15 protein-coding genes are annotated in these 17,533 nt (G+C 43.4%); 8 read left to right on the top strand and 7 right to left on the bottom strand.

Annotated elements, in window-relative coordinates:
- Nucleotides 1-18: 18 nt before the first annotated feature.
- The 3 genes from C9J51_RS17135 to C9J51_RS17125 all read left to right on the top strand — a co-directional run bounded on the left by C9J51_RS17135 (nucleotide 19) and on the right by C9J51_RS17125 (nucleotide 2,121).
- Nucleotides 19-285 carry a YihD family protein gene (locus C9J51_RS17135; RefSeq protein ID WP_045040475.1) on the top strand — a complete coding sequence of 89 codons (267 nt, stop codon included), beginning with the start codon at nucleotides 19-21 and terminating at the stop codon, nucleotides 283-285.
- Between the two features lie 168 nt (nucleotides 286-453).
- Nucleotides 454-1,440 carry a serine/threonine protein kinase gene (locus tag C9J51_RS17130; RefSeq protein WP_045040474.1) on the top strand — a complete coding sequence of 329 codons (987 nt, stop codon included), beginning with the start codon at nucleotides 454-456 and terminating at the stop codon, nucleotides 1,438-1,440.
- Nucleotides 1,441-1,521: 81 nt separating this feature from the next.
- The gene (locus tag C9J51_RS17125; RefSeq protein WP_181314833.1) at nucleotides 1,522-2,121 is read left to right on the top strand and encodes a thiol:disulfide interchange protein DsbA/DsbL; all 600 of its coding nucleotides are present in this window, start codon (nucleotides 1,522-1,524) and stop codon (nucleotides 2,119-2,121) included.
- Between the two features lie 63 nt (nucleotides 2,122-2,184).
- Here the strand turns inward: C9J51_RS17125 and C9J51_RS17120 are convergent, their stop codons facing one another.
- Entirely contained in the window at nucleotides 2,185-3,717 is a 1,533-nt protein-coding gene (locus C9J51_RS17120; RefSeq protein WP_045040473.1) for a YifB family Mg chelatase-like AAA ATPase, read from the bottom strand.
- A gap of 391 nt (nucleotides 3,718-4,108) precedes the next feature.
- Between C9J51_RS17120 and ilvG the strand changes: the two genes are divergently transcribed.
- The 5 genes from ilvG (at nucleotide 4,109) to ilvA (ending at nucleotide 10,432) form a co-directional block, all read left to right on the top strand.
- Nucleotides 4,109-5,755: an acetolactate synthase 2 catalytic subunit gene (gene ilvG, locus C9J51_RS17115; RefSeq protein ID WP_045040472.1), complete on the top strand. Its 1,647-nt coding sequence runs from the start codon at nucleotides 4,109-4,111 to the stop codon at nucleotides 5,753-5,755.
- Between the two features lie 3 nt (nucleotides 5,756-5,758).
- On the top strand, nucleotides 5,759-6,007 hold the full coding sequence (gene ilvM / locus C9J51_RS17110; RefSeq protein ID WP_045037198.1) for an acetolactate synthase 2 small subunit: 249 nt from the start codon (nucleotides 5,759-5,761) through the stop codon (nucleotides 6,005-6,007).
- Between the two features lie 18 nt (nucleotides 6,008-6,025).
- Nucleotides 6,026-6,961 (top strand): branched-chain amino acid transaminase, encoded by a 936-nt coding sequence (locus C9J51_RS17105; protein WP_181314832.1) that lies wholly within the window; start codon nucleotides 6,026-6,028, stop codon nucleotides 6,959-6,961.
- A gap of 71 nt (nucleotides 6,962-7,032) precedes the next feature.
- Entirely contained in the window at nucleotides 7,033-8,874 is a 1,842-nt protein-coding gene (ilvD, locus tag C9J51_RS17100) for a dihydroxy-acid dehydratase (protein WP_045040470.1), read from the top strand.
- Nucleotides 8,875-8,878: 4 nt separating this feature from the next.
- Entirely contained in the window at nucleotides 8,879-10,432 is a 1,554-nt protein-coding gene (gene ilvA, locus C9J51_RS17095; RefSeq protein WP_107275253.1) for a threonine ammonia-lyase, biosynthetic, read from the top strand.
- A gap of 47 nt (nucleotides 10,433-10,479) precedes the next feature.
- Here the strand turns inward: ilvA and C9J51_RS17090 are convergent, their stop codons facing one another.
- From C9J51_RS17090 to atpD, 6 genes are all read right to left on the bottom strand, one after another.
- The gene (locus tag C9J51_RS17090) at nucleotides 10,480-10,851 is read right to left on the bottom strand and encodes a helix-turn-helix transcriptional regulator (RefSeq protein ID WP_045037202.1); all 372 of its coding nucleotides are present in this window, start codon (nucleotides 10,849-10,851) and stop codon (nucleotides 10,480-10,482) included.
- Between the two features lie 304 nt (nucleotides 10,852-11,155).
- Nucleotides 11,156-12,991 carry a glutamine--fructose-6-phosphate transaminase (isomerizing) gene (glmS, locus tag C9J51_RS17085; RefSeq protein ID WP_045037203.1) on the bottom strand — a complete coding sequence of 612 codons (1,836 nt, stop codon included), beginning with the start codon at nucleotides 12,989-12,991 and terminating at the stop codon, nucleotides 11,156-11,158.
- Nucleotides 12,992-13,027: 36 nt separating this feature from the next.
- Nucleotides 13,028-13,801, bottom strand: coding sequence for a DeoR family transcriptional regulator (locus tag C9J51_RS17080; RefSeq protein ID WP_045037204.1), 774 nt, complete (start codon nucleotides 13,799-13,801; stop codon nucleotides 13,028-13,030).
- A gap of 233 nt (nucleotides 13,802-14,034) precedes the next feature.
- Nucleotides 14,035-15,393, bottom strand: a complete 1,359-nt coding sequence (gene glmU, locus C9J51_RS17075; RefSeq protein ID WP_045037205.1) for a bifunctional UDP-N-acetylglucosamine diphosphorylase/glucosamine-1-phosphate N-acetyltransferase GlmU — start codon at nucleotides 15,391-15,393, stop codon at nucleotides 14,035-14,037.
- Nucleotides 15,394-15,660: 267 nt separating this feature from the next.
- Complete coding sequence (locus C9J51_RS17070) at nucleotides 15,661-16,083, bottom strand: F0F1 ATP synthase subunit epsilon (RefSeq protein ID WP_045037206.1); 423 nt, start codon at nucleotides 16,081-16,083, stop codon at nucleotides 15,661-15,663.
- A gap of 19 nt (nucleotides 16,084-16,102) precedes the next feature.
- Complete coding sequence (gene atpD, locus C9J51_RS17065; RefSeq protein WP_045037207.1) at nucleotides 16,103-17,509, bottom strand: F0F1 ATP synthase subunit beta; 1,407 nt, start codon at nucleotides 17,507-17,509, stop codon at nucleotides 16,103-16,105.
- Between the last annotated feature and the right edge of the window lie 24 nt (nucleotides 17,510-17,533).

Genomic DNA, 17,533 nt, shown 5'->3' with positions numbered 1-17,533 from the left:
CAAGCTACGGAGTTAACAATGAAAACCCATCGCGTTAATGAACTAATTGAATTACTGCATCCCGAGTGGAAAAAAGATCCTGATCTTAACTTAGTCGAGTTCTTACTAAAATTAGCCACAGAAGCAAAATACCAAGGTCCACTAGAGTCATTAACGGATGATGTATTAATTTATCATTTAAAAATGCGTAATAGCGACAAAGACGCCATGATCCCCGGCCTTGCTAAAGATTGCGAAAACGATTTTAAAACCGCTATCTTACGCGCACGCGGTATTATCAAATAATCACAAAATAATCGTTTAACCTTATTTATGAAGCCAGTTATCACTAACTGGCTTTTTTTAGCGAAAAAATCCTTCCCTTCACCAATCATCACCACAATGTTTAATTTGTTTTAATCCCATTCGCGGTTAAGCTAAGTCACTCATCCAAGCCAGATTCAGGATTCAGTCATGGAAAAACAAAGTTTTAGTTTTGCAGATCTCAGCCCCGATGTACTACTCGACGCGTTAGATAGCGTTGAAGTACATGCTGAGTCCGGTTTATTGGCACTCAATAGTTATGAAAATCGCGTTTATCAATTTAAAGCGGAAGATGGCCAACGTTATGTGACTAAATTTTATCGTCCTGCTCGTTGGAGTGATGAGCAGATCAATGAAGAGCACCAGTTTACGCTTGAGCTTGAACAGCAAGATATTCCGGTTGCCGCACCAATCGCTATCAATGGCAATACGCTACATCATTATAATGGCTATCGGTTTGCCGTTTTTCCAAGCGTCGGTGGTCGTCAATTTGAAGTCGATAACTTCGATCAGTTAGAGTGGGTTGGACGCTTTTTAGGTCGCATTCACCAAGTGGGTCAACGTCAACCATTTGTCCATCGCCCAACATTAGGTTTAGAAGAATATGTTTATCAACCACGTCAAGTACTTGCTAATAGCGACTTCATTCCTGATTATCTTAAAAAAACATTTTTTACCGATCTTGATCGCTTAATTACTGAAATTGAAGCACATTGGTCAACTGACTGGCCAGCGTTACGGCTGCATGGGGATTGTCATCCCGGTAATATTTTATGGCGAGATGGACCGATGTTTGTCGATCTAGATGATGCCCGTAACGGTCCAGCAATCCAAGATTTATGGATGATGCTTAATGGCGAGCGTCATGATCAACTCGCGCAACTCGATACGATTCTAGAAGCTTATAATGAGTTTGCAGATTTTGATCCACGCCAACTTAAATTAATAGAACCTTTACGTGCTCTAAGAATGGTGCACTATATGGCTTGGTTGGCAAAACGTTGGCAAGATCCAGCATTTCCACGCGCATTTCCGTGGTTTGGCGATGCAAAATATTGGGAAGGTCAGGTTTTAGCCTTTAAAGAACAAATTTTTACCTTAAATGAAGCACCATTACAGTTAATGCCTCAGTGGTAATTGACTATAAAATAACATTATTAATTATTATACTCAGCTAATATCTAATTAACGATACGGATAATCAGGAACTCCTAAATGATGAAAAACTTACTTGCGCTAGTCAGCGCTGCTTTATTGTCTTTTTCTGTTCACGCAGCCAAATTTACGGAAGGCGACTACTACAAGGTATTAGATCAACCGCAATCAAGCACTCCGATTGTGACTGAGTTCTTTTCACTTTACTGCCCGCATTGTTTTCAATTTGAACCGATGATTCGAGAATTGAAAACCAAGTTGCCAGACAATGCCAAACTGCAAAAAATGCATGTGTCATTTATGGGCGGCCCAATGGGTAAAGTGATGAGCAAAGCATTTGCAACAGCCGTTGTATTAAACGACAGCGACAAAATGCTACCGGTGTTATTTAACCGTATTCATACCCTTAACCAACCACCGCGTGATGAAGCAGAAGTACGCCAAATCTTCATTGATGAAGGTGTACCGGCAGCCGAATTTGATGGTGCCTTCAATAGCTTTGCGGTTAACTCAATGGTCAGTCGTTTTGATAAAGCCTTTAACGATGCAGGATTAACAGGCGTACCCGCGGTAGTGGTTAATAATAAATACTTAGTTCAAACGGGAAAAATTAAATCAGCTGACGAATATTTTGAATTAGTTAATTTCTTACTCAAGAAATAACATTACTCAATCAGCAATCATGATTATCAAAAAGGAGGCTTTGATTAGCCTCTTTTTTTTGTTCTAAATAACCTGACAACTCAGTTGTTTCAACAATCTATCCATTGATCGATAACCTAACGCTTCCGCTAAATGAGCCCGCTGAATCTTATCCTGCTCGGCTAAATCAGCAATGGTACGCGCAACCTTTATAATTCGGTGATAAGCACGCACTGATAATCCCAACTTGTGTAATGCATTTTCTAAAAACTCGGCATCTTTAAATGACAACGCGCAATATTTATCTAATTCCCGAGTAGAAAGTAACGCATTCACTTTGCCACAACGAGCTAGCATGCGTTCACGAGCTTGATCAACTCGCGCCTTTATAACTGAACTCGGTTCACCACGATCACCCCCCGTGGTTAGTGTACCGCGAGGCAGCGCGGGAATTTCTAACGACATATCAAACCGATCTAACAACGGGCCTGATAAACGACTTAAATACCGCAAAATTGCCTGTGGATTCGTCCGTGATTGATTGCCTTCGTAGTAACCAGTAGGGCTTGGATTTAGTGCGCCGATTAGTTGGAATCGAGCCGGAAAAGTAGTTTTTGCGGTAGCACGTGAAATCACAATTTGCCCAGACTCTAACGGCTCTCGCAAAGAATCTAACACCTTACGTTCAAACTCAGGCATCTCATCTAAAAATAACAGTCCATTATGTGCAAGTGATATTTCTCCCGGCTTAGGCACCGACCCACCCCCCACTAAAGCAGCCATTGAACTGGAGTGGTGCGGAGTTCGAAAAGGACGATCAAGCCAATTACCTTGATGCAATGATTGCTGAGTCAAAGAAGCCACCGCCGCGGTTTCTATCGCTTCTTGATGCGTCATTGGGGGTAATAAATCCCGTAAACGAGAAGCCAACATGGTTTTTCCCGTACCCGGCGGCCCCAATAATAATAAATTATGACTTCCCGCAGCGGCTATTTCTAAAGCGCGTTTACCTTGTTGCTGACCAATAATATCTTGCATATCACGCGGTTCATTAACAACGATAGGCGGAACGTCTGAGCGCGGCTGAAGATGTAATTGCAGTTGTTGTTGACCGCACAAAAAGCCACAAACAGCTAATAATGTTGGTGCTGATTTATGTTGTTCTTGAGCAACCAAAGCCACTTGATCACCATTTTGATTCGGCACAATTAAACAACGTTTGGCTTTTAATGCCGCTAATGCAGCGGGTAATGCCCCTTTAACCGATCGTAAATCTCCCGATAATGCTAATTCACCAATAAACTCATACTGCGCTAATTTATCAGAGGGAATTTGCCCTGATGCCGCTAAAATGCCAAGCGCAATCGGTAAGTCAAACCGTCCACCTTCTTTAGGTAAATCAGCAGGGGCTAAATTAACCGTAATACGTCGTGATGGAAATTCAAATTGAGCATTGATAATCGCGCTTCTTACACGATCTTTAGCTTCTTTTACGGTCGTTTCTGGCAATCCGACCAAGGTGAAACTCGGCATACCATTACTTAAATGTACCTCAACAGTTACTGATGGGGCTTCTACGCCCACACAAGCTCGACTGTGAATAATAGCAAGTGTCATTGATGACTCCATTGACTGGCAACTCACACCATGGGTTAATGAAATTTATCTAAGGTGTTACATCAAAGCTTCATTAATGCTGCTAATTAGCCAATAAAACCAAATTTTTTTCTTGTCATGTGACGAAGATCTGTGTTACCACTTATATATAGCAACAACTAAACAATAAAAGTTGGACAATTATGCACGCAAACGCAACATCCCAAACACTCATTATTAACGTCGTCGTGGTGATTCTCTCACCGCGCAGGGGATGTGTCGGCGTACATTAACGCTATCAAAACACAAACAAGCCCCCGCACTGAGAAGTTCGGGGGCTTTTTTAAATCAGCAAATTTACACACCCAATCAGGATTGATTTTCATTTTAGCCACACACGCAAGGAGCAGCGATGACAGGGGCAGAGTTAGTCGTACAAGCGCTGCAACAGCAGGGGATAAAAACTATTTTTGGCTATCCAGGTGGGGCGATCATGCCTATCTATGATGCACTTTATGATGGTGACGTTGAGCATATTTTATGTCGTCATGAGCAAGGGGCTGCCATGGCGGCAATTGGTATGGCACGAGCAACCCAAAATGTTGCAGTCTGCATGGCAACATCAGGACCCGGAGCAACCAATTTAGTCACCGGACTCGCCGATGCTTTAATGGATTCCGTTCCCTTAGTTGCCATCACAGGCCAAGTCGCAAGTTCACACATTGGCACCGATGCTTTTCAAGAAATGGATGTGATTGGAATGTCATTATCGTGCACCAAGCACAGCTATCTAGTAACCGACATCAACGATCTTGCATCAACCTTAGCGGAAGCTTTTGTGGTGGCTCAAAGTGGTCGTCCAGGACCCGTTATTGTTGATATCGCCAAAGATGTGCAGTTAGCAACGGCACCAACAACTGTGCTGCCTTGCGTTACACCACCACCATTACCGATAGCCTCTGTAACCGCTATCGAAGCGACACAACAGTTATTGGCTCAATGTCAGCGACCTGTTTTATATGTTGGCGGCGGTGTACAAATTGCTAAGGCAACTGCAACCCTGCGCCAATTTCTAACGCTCAACCCAATGCCGTCAGTTAGCACCCTCAAAGGTTTAGGTTCAGTCGCCCGTCACGATCCGCATTACCTTGGAATGCTAGGAATGCATGGTACTAAAGCGGCAAATCTGATTGTACAAGAGTCTGATTTATTGATCGTTGTTGGCGCGCGGTTTGATGATCGAGTGACAGGAAAACTCGACACCTTTGCCCCCCATGCAAAAGTGATCCACATTGATATTGATGCAGCTGAATTTAATAAATTACGCCATGCCAATGCGCCATTGCGTGGTGACATTAATGTTATTCTGCCACAGCTTGAACTAGGGCAAGACATCAGTCGCTGGTTAACCCATAGCGAACATTTACGCCACATTGGTAAATGGCGCTACGACCATCCGAGTGAATTAATTTATGCGCCACTGTTACTAAAACAACTGTCAGACATGATGCCCGATAACAGCATCGTCTCAACCGATGTCGGTCAACACCAAATGTGGGCGGCACAACATATCCAACCGCGTGAACCACAAAACTACATCACTTCAGCCGGACTTGGCACTATGGGCTTTGGCTTACCCGCCGCCATGGGAGCCAGTGTTGCGCGTCCTGATGCGCAATCAATTTTAATCTCTGGTGATGGCTCATTTATGATGAATGTGCAGGAACTTGGCACTCTTAAACGCCGCCAAATTCCAGTCAAAATGGTACTGATTAATAACCAACGCTTAGGCATGGTGCGTCAATGGCAATCGCTATTTTTTGATGGCCGCCACAGCGAAACAATTTTGGATGATAACCCTGATTTTGTAATGCTGGCGCGGGCGTTTGATATTCCTGGAAAAACCATCACCCGCAAAGAGGAAGTCGCACCAGCACTGGCTGAAATGCTCGCTAGCGACAGCGCCTATTTATTACACGTGATGATTGATGAAGAACAAAATGTATGGCCATTAGTACCACCGGGCGCTGCCAATCAAGACATGCTGGAGAACACGTAAATCATGGATAGATATTTACTCGACATCAAAGCTAACGATAAACCAGTATTACTTGAGCGTATTTTACGGGTGATTCGCCATCGTGGATTTGTGATCAAAAAAGTGGATGCGACCCAAAACCATCATAGCAATATCGCCACCATTGCAATTATTGTTGATAGTGATCGTCCGATTAGCATTCTGATCAATCAAATAGAAAAACTCTGGGATGTAACCACCGTTACCACCTCACAAATCGAAAATTTGGATTAAATTTTAAGAAGGGAACTCATCATGGCAAACACAGCTGATTTTATTTGGTTTAACGGTAATATCGTTCCTTGGGCACAAGCAAATGTTCACGTTCTTACCCATGCAATGCACTACGGCACTTCTGTTTTTGAAGGCATTCGTTGTTACAACACCCCCAAAGGACCGGCGATTTTCCGCCATCAAGAACACATGCAACGGTTACTTAATTCGGCCAAAATTTATCGTTTCCCAATTCCTTATCACTGCGATCAACTGATGGAAATTTGCCGTGAAACCATTCGCGTCAATAAACTCGATTCGGCCTATATTCGCCCATTAGGCTATGTCGGTAATGTCGGTTTAGGTGTCTGCCCTCCGGTTGATACCATTATGGATCTGATTGTAGCGGCCTTTCCATGGGGCTCATATTTAGGTGAAGAAGCGTTAGAAAATGGTGTCGATGCGATGATTTCAAGCTGGAACCGCGCTGCACCTAATACCATTCCAACCGCAGCTAAAGCTGGTGGTAACTACTTATCATCATTGCTTGTTGGCAGTGAAGCCCGTCGCCACGGTTATGCAGAAGGGATTGCGCTAAGTGTTGACGGTTACCTTTCAGAAGGTGCAGGTGAAAATATTTTCGTGGTCCGTAACGGCGTCCTTTCAACCCCACCAACCACCAGTGCAATCTTGCCGGGTATTACTCGCGACACCATTATGGTGCTAGCCAAAGAACGTGGCTATGAAGTACGCGAAGAAAATATAGCTAGAGAAGCGCTCTACCTTGCCGATGAAGTATTCATGACGGGCACCGCCGCTGAGATTGTCCCCGTACGCAGTGTTGATCAGATCTCGGTTGGTGCAGGTAAACGCGGTCCGATTACTCAACAATTACAGACTGATTACTTTGGTCTATTTAACGGCGAAACTGACGACAAATGGGGTTGGTTAGACTACGTATACCCAGCTAAGTAACTGTGTCGATTAAATTAATTAATGACATCAGCCATCGCTATGGTGGCTGAACTAAAAAGGATTTTATTGTTATGCCTACGTATCGTTCAGCAACAACAACCCATGGTCGAAATATGGCAGGCGCACGTGCATTATGGCGCGCAACTGGAGTTAAAGACGAAGATTTTGGTAAACCGATTATTGCGGTGGTGAACTCATTCACTCAATTTGTACCGGGCCATGTCCACTTAAAAGATCTCGGGCAATTGGTGGCCGAGCAGATTGAACAAGCAGGCGGGATCGCCAAAGAATTCAATACCATCGCCGTTGATGACGGTATCGCAATGGGTCATGGCGGCATGCTGTATTCATTGCCATCCCGCGAACTCATTGCCGACTCAGTTGAATACATGGTCAATGCCCATTGTGCTGATGCAATGGTATGTATTTCTAACTGTGACAAAATTACCCCCGGAATGCTAATGGCATCATTGCGATTAAATATTCCGGTGATTTTCGTTTCCGGTGGCCCTATGGAAGCAGGAAAAACCAAGCTATCAGATCAAGTGATCAAACTCGATTTGGTCGATGCGATGATCCAAGGTGCGGATCCTTCTGTTTCTGACGAACAAAGCGAACAGATCGAACGATCCGCCTGCCCAACCTGTGGTTCCTGTTCGGGAATGTTTACCGCTAACTCAATGAACTGTTTAACCGAAGCGTTAGGTTTAAGCCAACCGGGTAATGGTTCAATGTTAGCGACACACGCCGATCGCGAGCAACTATTCATTAATGCTGGTAAACGTATTGTTGCACTGACTAAACGTTATTACGAACAAGATGATACCACCGCATTACCACGTAATATTGCCAACAAATTAGCGTTTGAAAATGCGATGGCACTTGATATTGCGATGGGTGGTTCAAGCAATACCGTATTGCACTTATTGGCCGCGGCTCAAGAAGGTGGAATTGATTTCACCATGGCTAATATTGATCAAATGTCACGTCGCGTGCCACAACTGTGTAAAGTTGCGCCGTCAACGCCGAAATACCATATGGAAGATGTTCACCGAGCGGGTGGGGTGTACAGTATTTTAGGTGAACTTGATCGCGCCGGACTGTTCCACAACCAATGTCACAATATTTTAGGCGAGACCTTTGCTGAAAGCCTACGCCATTACGATATTGTCCAAACCCAATCCCAAGCAGTCAAAGATTTCTTCCGAGCAGGCCCTGCGGGTATTCGTACCACCAAAGCGTTTTCACAAAATTGCCGCTGGGATACCTTGGATGATGATCGTCAACATGGGTGTATTCGTAGCCGAGAATTTGCCTTTAGCGACGAAGGTGGACTAGCAGTATTATCCGGCAATATGGCCCTTAATGGCTGTATTGTTAAAACCGCAGGCGTTGATGAAAGCTGCTTAACCTTTACCGGACCCGCCGTGGTATTTGAAAGCCAAGACACTGCGGTTGAAGGTATTCTTGGTGGTAAAGTCAAAGCGGGTGATGTGGTTGTTATCCGCTATGAAGGACCAAAAGGCGGCCCCGGGATGCAAGAAATGTTGTATCCAACCACCTACTTAAAATCAATGGGACTCGGTAAAGAATGCGCTCTAATCACTGACGGACGTTTCTCTGGTGGTACTTCCGGTTTATCTATTGGTCACGTATCACCAGAAGCCGCCAGTGGCGGTACAATTGGCCTTATCAATAATGGCGATATGATCGCAATTGATATTCCTAATCGCAGTATCAACTTATTAGTCGATGATGCCATCCTTGCTAGTCGTCGCGCTGATGCAGATCAACGAGGTTGGAAACCCGTAGATCGTGTCCGTCAGGTATCATTAGCACTTAAAGCTTACGCGCTACTTGCGACCAGTGCGGATAAAGGCGCGGTACGTGATAAATCCAAGCTAGAAGGATAATCTAATGGCCAATATCAAACTCGCTAGCGACCAATATTTACTTAGCGGTGCCGACTATCTGCGCAATATTTTACGGGCGCCAGTCTATGAAGTCGCGCAAGTCACACCATTACAAAGCATGACTCGCCTCAGTGCTCGCATCAATAATCATGTTCAGCTCAAGCGTGAAGATCGCCAACCGGTGCATTCTTTTAAACTGCGCGGTGCTTATAACATGATGACCCAACTGACAGAATCTCAGCGTCAAGCGGGCGTCATTGCGGCATCAGCGGGGAATCATGCGCAAGGGTTGGCCTTATCGAGTCAAAAACTCGGGGTCAATGCCACTATCGTCATGCCACGTACTACGCCTGATATTAAAGTTGATGCGGTGCGGGGTTTTGGCGGTAACGTAATTTTGCATGGTAACAACTTTGATGAAGCGAAAACTCACGCTGAAATGCTTGCCCAGCAACATGGCTATACCTTTATTCCACCGTTTGATCATCCGGCTATTATTGCGGGCCAAGGTACAATTGGGATTGAATTGGTACAGCAAAATGGTCATTTAGACTATGTATTTGTGCCTGTTGGCGGTGGCGGTTTAGCGGCGGGGGTATCAGTATTACTCAAACAACTGTTGCCAGAAATTAAAGTGATCGGTGTCGAAGCAGAAGATTCCGCTTGTTTAAAAGCCGCCCTAGATGCAGGACAACCAGTCACCCTTGATCAAGTAGGCATGTTTGCTGATGGCGTCGCTGTTAAACGCATCGGCAATGAAACTTTCCGTTTATGTGAACAATATCTTGATGATGTGATCACAGTAAGCAGTGATGAAATTTGCGCCGCAGTAAAAGACATCTTTGAAGATACACGTGCAATTGCTGAACCATCAGGGGCATTATCACTGGCGGGCTTAAAAAAATACGCTGAGCAACAACAATTACAACAACGTCATTTAGCCGCAATTTTATCAGGGGCTAACCTTAACTTTCATGGTTTACGTTATGTTTCTGAGCGGTGTGAACTAAGTGAAAAACGTGAAGGGTTATTAGCGGTCACTATTCCTGAACGCCCAGGGGCATTTCTTGAATTTTGTCACCTTATTGGCGGGCGAGCAGTCACCGAGTTTAACTATCGCTATAACAACAGTAAATTAGCCAATGTCTTTGTCGGGGTACGCTTACTACAAGGACAACTTGAATTGGATCAAATAATTGCCGATCTACATCAAGGAGGTTATCCGGTGATGGATTTATCCGATGATGAAATGGCCAAGGTTCATGTGCGCTATATGATCGGTGGCCGCCCATCAAAACCATTACAAGAACGTTTGTATAGTTTTGAATTTCCTGAATATCCCGGCGCTTTAACTAAATTCTTATCCACCTTAGGCGGGCAATGGAATATTAGCTTATTTAATTACCGTAACCATGGGGCTGATTATGGCCGAGTGTTATGCGGATTTGAATTAGCCGATCATGATTTATTATCGTTTACCTGCCATTTACGTAAGCTCGGTTATCACTGGCATGATGAAACAGATAATCCTGCATATACGTTTTTTCTTGCTCAATAATGACATCACTAAGCAGCCTTCGTGCTGCTTTTTTCTCTACTGTTTTATCAGCGACGCGGAATACTACGCGTATATTCTGTCATAAACTGCGCTAATTGAATGCTCTGTTGCAAAATCATTTTTCTTGCAGCATGAGGTAAGCAACTAAAACACTGTACTAATTGATCAATTTCTTCCTTATATTCACTCTCAATAATATCTAACCCTAAATCACCATAAATAAACCACGTTAATGGTCTTTCTGTTAACTCAGATATTTCTACCAATAACCGCACTTTCGGTTCAGTCTTTCCGGTTTCTAAATCCAAATACGTTTGACGTGCCACTTTTAACTGTTGTGCCATATAAACTTGAGTCAAACCTTTCCATTCGCGTGCTTCTTTGATCCTTAGCGCCATTTCTTGTTTATGTTCAGCCATCATTTACTCCACAAAATCATTATTAGTATGAATTACTAATGACACCTCTTGCAGATGGCGCGCCAAGTTTTTTGGCGTGTGAGGGAGTAAAAATCAGACAATTAGCCGTTAATAACAGCCTATTTTTGTATTTTGAATTGCAATTCCTAATTTGGGACGGCGTTCTTTCTATTTTGCAAAAAAAAACGTTATCGGTGCCAATATAATTAGGCTTTTAGATGGCGACCATCAAACCTAAAAAAAGGCACCCTTAAGGTACCTTTTTTTACTGATTAACATGATGCCTTAATGGCTAATAACCGTTTTATTCAACCGTTACTGCTTTAGCCAGATTACGCGGCTGATCAACATCCGTCCCTTTAATTAAAGCAACATGGTAGGACAATAATTGCATCGGAATAGTATAGAAAATCGGGGCAATGATCTCATCCACTTTTGGCATAGTGATAATTTTCATGCCCTCACATTCTTCAAATCCAGCTTCATCGTCAGCAAATACATACAACAACCCGCCACGGGCACGTACTTCTTCAATGTTTGACTTGAGCTTTTCAAGCAAATCATTGGTCGGAGCCACCACAATAACGGGCATTTCAGCATCCACTAACGCTAATGGGCCATGCTTAAGTTCACCCGCCGCGTAAGCTTCAGCATGAATATAAGAAATTTCTTTCAGTTTCAACGACGCTTCAACGGCAATCGGATAAAACTCACCACGACCTAAAAATAATGCATGTTGTTTATCGGCAAAATCTTCTGCTAATACTTCGATAGGTTTATCAAACGCCAATGCTTTTTCAATTTGAGTCGGTAATTGATGTAATGCAGTCACAATTTGTTGTTCCTGAACCCGATCAATATTACCTTTTTGTTTACCGAGTGCAGTCACTAACATCAATAATGCCACCAGCTGGGTGGTAAATGCTTTGGTCGATGCAACCCCAATTTCAGCCCCTGCACGCGTCATAAAGGCTAAATCAGATTCACGCACTAACGATGAACCCGCGACATTACAAATTGTCATTGCTGCCATATAGCCTTTTTGTTTGGCTAACCGCAACGCCGCTAAAGTATCAGCCGTTTCACCCGATTGGGACAGGGTAATCAATAAGCTATTGGGTTGGGTAACAAATTTGCGATAACGAAACTCTGAAGCTATTTCAACATCACAACTCACTCCCGCAATCGATTCAAACCAATATCGCGCCACCATGCCAGCATTATAAGAAGTGCCACAAGCAATAATCTGAATATGTTCAACATTCTCAAGGATCGTAGTTGCATCACTACCAATACTTTCAACGATCACATGATCGTCACTAATTCGACCTTCCATCGTGTTGATCAATGCACTTGGCTGTTCAAAGATCTCTTTTTGCATAAAGTGTCGATATTGGCCTTTATCAGCAGCATCATGTTCTACTGTCGATTCATTCACTGCTCGTTCAACCGCTTGACCATTGTTATCAAAGACCGAAATGGTACGACGTGTTACTTCAGCCACATCACCTTCTTCTAAGAACATAAAACGACGGGTAACGTTTAATAATGCCAATTGATCTGAGGCAATAAAGTTTTCACCCACACCAAGACCAATCACTAGCGGACTGCCAGAGCGTGCAACAACAATCCGTTCAGGATCACGACTGTCCATCACCACCGTGCCGTATGCACCTTGAAGCTGCAATACCGTTTTTTGAACCGCTTCAAGCAAACTTGTCGCGGAACGTAATTCCCAATCCACTAAATGCGCAATCACTTCGGTATCAGTTTGCGAACTAAATACATAACCACGTTCAAGCAATAATTCACGTAGGGATTGATGGTTTTCAATAATACCGTTGTGAACTAAAGCGATATGTTGACCAGAAATATGTGGGTGGGCGTTAGCTTCAGAAGGCTCACCATGGGTTGCCCAGCGAGTATGAGCAATACCTGTGCCGCCACTTAAAGGCATACTATCAACGGCGTCAGCCAATTCTTGTACTTTACCTAATCGACGTACACGCTGAAGCTCATTATTGGTATCCACAATCGCAATACCCGCAGAGTCATAACCGCGGTATTCCAAACGGCGTAAACCTTCAATAAGAATTTCTGCCACATCACGTTGTGCTACTGCACCCACTATCCCACACATAATAATTCCTTTACCACTGCTTTGGTTATTCTGATGTTATACGTTTACGGTAGCGCGAATAACTCGCACTCCATGCTGTTCAATACTTATTTTATCTGCGTCACTTAAACCATCATCGGTGATCAAGGTACTAATTCCTTGCCACGCGAGTTCAAGATTGGGGATTTTACGGCCAATTTTATTTGATTCGACCATCACCACCACTTCACGTGATACCTCTGCCATGACTCGACTTAAGCCCATTAATTCATTAAAGGTTGTCGTGCCACGCGCAACATCAATCCCATCAGCCCCAATAAAGAGCTGATCAAAATCATATGAACGTAATACGGATTCTGCGACTTGACCTTGAAATGATTCAGAATGGGGATCCCATGTACCGCCAGTCATTAACAATGTCGGTTCGTTTTCAAGTGCATTAAGAGCATTTGCTATATGTAATGCATTGGTCATCACGATCAAGCCTTGCTTACTGCCAAGCAACGAAATTAATGCCGCCGTGGTACTGCCACTATCAATAATAATTCGATGGTGATCGCGAATTTGCTCAGCGGCTGCTTGAGCAATCGCTAACTTACACACTGAAATTTGTTCAGCCAGCTCGATAGTGACCATTTCAGTAGGCATAGCAATTGCACCACCATAACGACGTAAAAGTGATCCAGTTACCTCTAATGCCGCGAGATCTTTACGAATAGTAACTTCTGAAGTAGAAAAATGATGCGCTAAAACATCAACGCTAACTTCGCCTTGCTCACTGACCATTGCGGCAATAGCATGACGACGCTGCTGAGTATTACGTTTCGACATGAAGGTTAAACAACACAATAAGTTTCGATTTGAAACTAGTATAACGTCAATAAAAAGGATTCTGCAATACCCTTTAAATAATTTTCATCACAAAATAATGCCGTAAAAGGATAATAATATACTCATCAAAACACCAAATATGGCGAAAAAAAAGCCAAAAAAAAGCAGAGCTTGAGCTCTGCTTCGTCATTTTTAAGACTTTAAACTGACATTTTTTCAGTTATAGAATAAGCCTATTTTTTGATTGGGCGTTTCCAACCTTTGATCGTACGTGCTGGCGTACGAGTGATCACTAACTCACCTTCACCAATATTACGGTTAATGGTTGAGCCTGCACCAATGGTTGCGCCAGCGGCGACTTTAACCGGAGCGATTAACTGGGTATCTGAACCCACAAAGACATCGTCACCAATTTCAGTTTTAAACTTATTTGCGCCATCATAGTTACAAGTAATAGTACCTGCACCAATATTTACGTTAGCGCCAATATCCGCATCACCTAAATAGCTAAGATGACCCGCTTTAGAACCTAGACCTAAACGCGCTTGCTTCATTTCAACGAAATTACCAACATGTGCGCCAGTCAATAATTCAGTACCAGGACGTAAACGTGCAAATGGACCCACAGTACACGCTTCACCAACCGTCGCGCCTTCAATTACGCTATAAGGACTAATGATACTATTATCATCAATTTCACAGTTCTTCAGCACACAACCGGCACCGATAATCACGTTATCACCAATGCTGACGCTACCTTCAATAATAACGTTAACATCGATTTCAACATCAGTACCACATTGTAGTGAACCACGTAAATCAAAGCGGGCAGGATCACGAAGCATAACACCTTGCTCTAATAGGCGTTCAGCTTGCATTCCTTGGAACGCACGCTCAAGACGCGCTAATTGAACACGGTTATTCACCCCTTCAACTTCAATCGCTAACGCAGGGTGTACAGCTTCAACAGCACGACCTTCGTTATGAGCAATTTCAATGATATCAGTTAGGTAATATTCACCTTGAGCATTTTCATTTTTTAGTGAAGCTAACCAGCGTTTAAGATCACCACCATTGGCAACCAATACGCCAGTATTCACTTCTTTAATTAATTTTTGCTCTTCCGTTGCGTCTTTTTCTTCAACGATTGCCACTACTGGGCCATTACGGCGCACAATACGGCCATAACCTGAAGGATCATCGAGTACAACAGTCAGTAATGCAATACCACCGCTTGGTTGAGCATCAAGTAGGTTTTCCAATGTTTGCGCATTGATTAATGGTACATCTCCGTACAAAATCAATGCTTTCTCATCATCAGCAAGGTTCGGTACCGCTTGATTAACCGCGTGACCAGTACCGAGTTGTTGAGCTTGCAGTACCCAGTTAACTTTCTCTTTGGCTAACACTTGCTGCATGGTATCGCCACCATGACCATAAACAAGGTTAATACTGCTTACGCCAATATCATTACAGGTATCAATAACATGTTTAACCATAGGCTTACCAGCAAGAGTATGAAGTACCTTGGGTAAGTTAGAGTACATACGGGTGCCTTTTCCCGCGGCAAGAATCACAGCACTAAAGCTCATGATGAGTATTCCTCTGAATGCATATAAAAGTTTGTATATCCCTATTGTACCTGTAGATGCACATAGGTTTAAGAATGATTTACATATTTTAACCAAAAAATAACCAATAAAAAAACTCTTTATAAATAAGAATTTTTTATACATGTTTAAAAATCAATCTCAACAAGTCTTATCATATATTGTGGTTATTAAATTTTTTAAAATATATAAACCAACCATAAAAAAAGCGACCCAAAGGTCGCTTTCTATCATGCAGTTATTCAATGCTTAACGTGTACGTTTAGTCAATTCAATAACGCGTAGCTGAGCAATTGCTTTTGCTAGATCACTGGCTGCTTGGGCAAAATCGATATCGCCATGCTGATTATGAATTCTTTCTTCAGCTTGACGCTTTGCTTCTTCAGCTTTCGCAGTATCTAAATCAATACCGCGAATAGCAGTGTCAGCAAGTACGGTTACGATACCAGGTTGTACTTCAAGCATGCCGCCAGAAAGATAAATAACCTCTTCTTTGCCGCCTTGCTTAATAATACGCACCATACCGGGAGTAATCGCACTCAACAACGGCGTGTGACCGGCATGAATACCGAGTTCACCTTCACTACCCGTTACTTGAATATTCTCAGCACGACCAGAAAACAAACGTTTCTCAGCACTGACTACATCCAAGTGAAAGGTTATCGCTGCCATATTGCCTCCTAATTAGAGCTTACAGTTTTTTGGCGTTTTCTAATACGTCTTCAATCGCACCACAGTACATAAATGCCTGCTCTGGGATATCGTCGTATTCACCGCCTAAAATACCTTTAAAGCTACGTAACGTATCTTTAAGTGATACGTAAATACCAGGTGAGCCGGTAAATACTTCTGCTACGTGGTAAGGCTGCGTTAGGAAACGTTCAATCTTACGCGCACGAGATACAGCTTGCTTATCTATTTCAGATAGCTCGTCCATACCAAGGATTGCGATGATATCTTTCAGCTCTTTATAACGCTGTAGTAAACTTTGAACGCCACGCGCAACGTCGTAATGCTCTTGACCTACTACCAATGGATCAAGCATACGTGATGTTGAATCCAATGGGTCGATCGCAGGGTATAGACCTAGCGATGCGATTTGACGTGATAGAACAACTGTTGCATCAAGGTGAGCAAACGTTGTTGCTGGTGATGGGTCAGTCAAGTCATCGGCAGGTACGTATACCGCCTGCACAGAAGTGATAGAGCCTGACTTAGTTGATGTGATACGTTCTTGTAACACACCCATCTCTTCAGCAAGTGTTGGCTGGTAACCTACCGCAGAAGGCATACGACCCAATAGTGCCGACACCTCAGTTCCCGCAAGGGTGTAACGGTAGATGTTATCGATAAATAACAGTACGTCACGACCTTCATCACGGAAACGCTCAGCCATGGTTAAACCTGTCAAAGCAACACGTAGACGGTTACCTGGAGGCTCGTTCATCTGACCGTAAACCATTGCTACTTTTGATTCTTCAGGTTTCTCAAGGTTAACAACCCCAGCTTCCTGCATTTCAAAGTAGAAATCGTTACCTTCACGCGTACGCTCACCTACACCAGCAAAAACTGATAGGCCTGAGTGTTGAAGGGCGATGTTATTGATAAGTTCCATCATGTTGACGGTCTTACCTACACCAGCACCACCAAATAGACCGATTTTACCACCTTTAGCGAACGGACAAATAAGGTCGATAACCTTAACGCCAGTCTCTAATAGCTCGGTTGCATTTGATTGTTCTTCATAACTTGGCGCTGGACGGTGAATAGCGTAACGCTCTTGCTCACCGATTTCACCACACTCATCAATGGGTTGGCCTAGAACGTTCATGATACGTCCTAGTGTTGCTATGCCCACTGGTACTTCAATAGGGCGGCCTGTATTTTCAACAGACAAACCACGACGTAAGCCATCAGAAGTACCCATTGCGATACCACGCACAACACCACCACCAAGTTGCTGCTGAACTTCTAGTACTAACGTACCTTTTTCCATCGCATCAACATGTAGGGCATCATATACTTTGGGTACAGAGCTCTGTGGAAACTCTACGTCGACTACTGCACCAATGATCTGGACGATCTTACCTGTAGCCATCGTTAATCCTCTAAACTTATTAAT

It is taken from the genome of Photobacterium iliopiscarium (genome assembly GCF_003026395.1).
GTDB classification, from domain to species: domain Bacteria; phylum Pseudomonadota; class Gammaproteobacteria; order Enterobacterales; family Vibrionaceae; genus Photobacterium; species Photobacterium iliopiscarium.
Note: the sequence above shows the minus strand (reverse complement) of the source record. Positions and strands in the feature narration are given on the sequence as shown.

Excerpts from the sequence above, each read along its gene's own strand:
- atpD (WP_045037207.1), bottom strand. The coding sequence starts at position 17,509 with ATGGCTACAGGTAAGATCGTCCAGATCATTGGTGCAGTAGTCGACGTA.
- glmS (WP_045037203.1), bottom strand. The coding sequence starts at position 12,991 with ATGTGTGGGATAGTGGGTGCAGTAGCACAACGTGATGTGGCAGAAATT.
- C9J51_RS17130 (WP_045040474.1), top strand. The coding sequence starts at position 454 with ATGGAAAAACAAAGTTTTAGTTTTGCAGATCTCAGCCCCGATGTACTA.
- ilvA (WP_107275253.1), top strand. The coding sequence starts at position 8,879 with ATGGCCAATATCAAACTCGCTAGCGACCAATATTTACTTAGCGGTGCC.
- glmU (WP_045037205.1), bottom strand. The coding sequence starts at position 15,393 with ATGAGCTTTAGTGCTGTGATTCTTGCCGCGGGAAAAGGCACCCGTATG.
- C9J51_RS17080 (WP_045037204.1), bottom strand. The coding sequence starts at position 13,801 with ATGTCGAAACGTAATACTCAGCAGCGTCGTCATGCTATTGCCGCAATG.
- ilvM (WP_045037198.1), top strand. The coding sequence starts at position 5,759 with ATGGATAGATATTTACTCGACATCAAAGCTAACGATAAACCAGTATTA.
- C9J51_RS17120 (WP_045040473.1), bottom strand. The coding sequence starts at position 3,717 with ATGACACTTGCTATTATTCACAGTCGAGCTTGTGTGGGCGTAGAAGCC.
- ilvD (WP_045040470.1), top strand. The coding sequence starts at position 7,033 with ATGCCTACGTATCGTTCAGCAACAACAACCCATGGTCGAAATATGGCA.
- C9J51_RS17090 (WP_045037202.1), bottom strand. The coding sequence starts at position 10,851 with ATGGCTGAACATAAACAAGAAATGGCGCTAAGGATCAAAGAAGCACGC.
- C9J51_RS17070 (WP_045037206.1), bottom strand. The coding sequence starts at position 16,083 with ATGGCAGCGATAACCTTTCACTTGGATGTAGTCAGTGCTGAGAAACGT.
- ilvG (WP_045040472.1), top strand. The coding sequence starts at position 4,109 with ATGACAGGGGCAGAGTTAGTCGTACAAGCGCTGCAACAGCAGGGGATA.
- C9J51_RS17125 (WP_181314833.1), top strand. The coding sequence starts at position 1,522 with ATGAAAAACTTACTTGCGCTAGTCAGCGCTGCTTTATTGTCTTTTTCT.
- C9J51_RS17135 (WP_045040475.1), top strand. The coding sequence starts at position 19 with ATGAAAACCCATCGCGTTAATGAACTAATTGAATTACTGCATCCCGAG.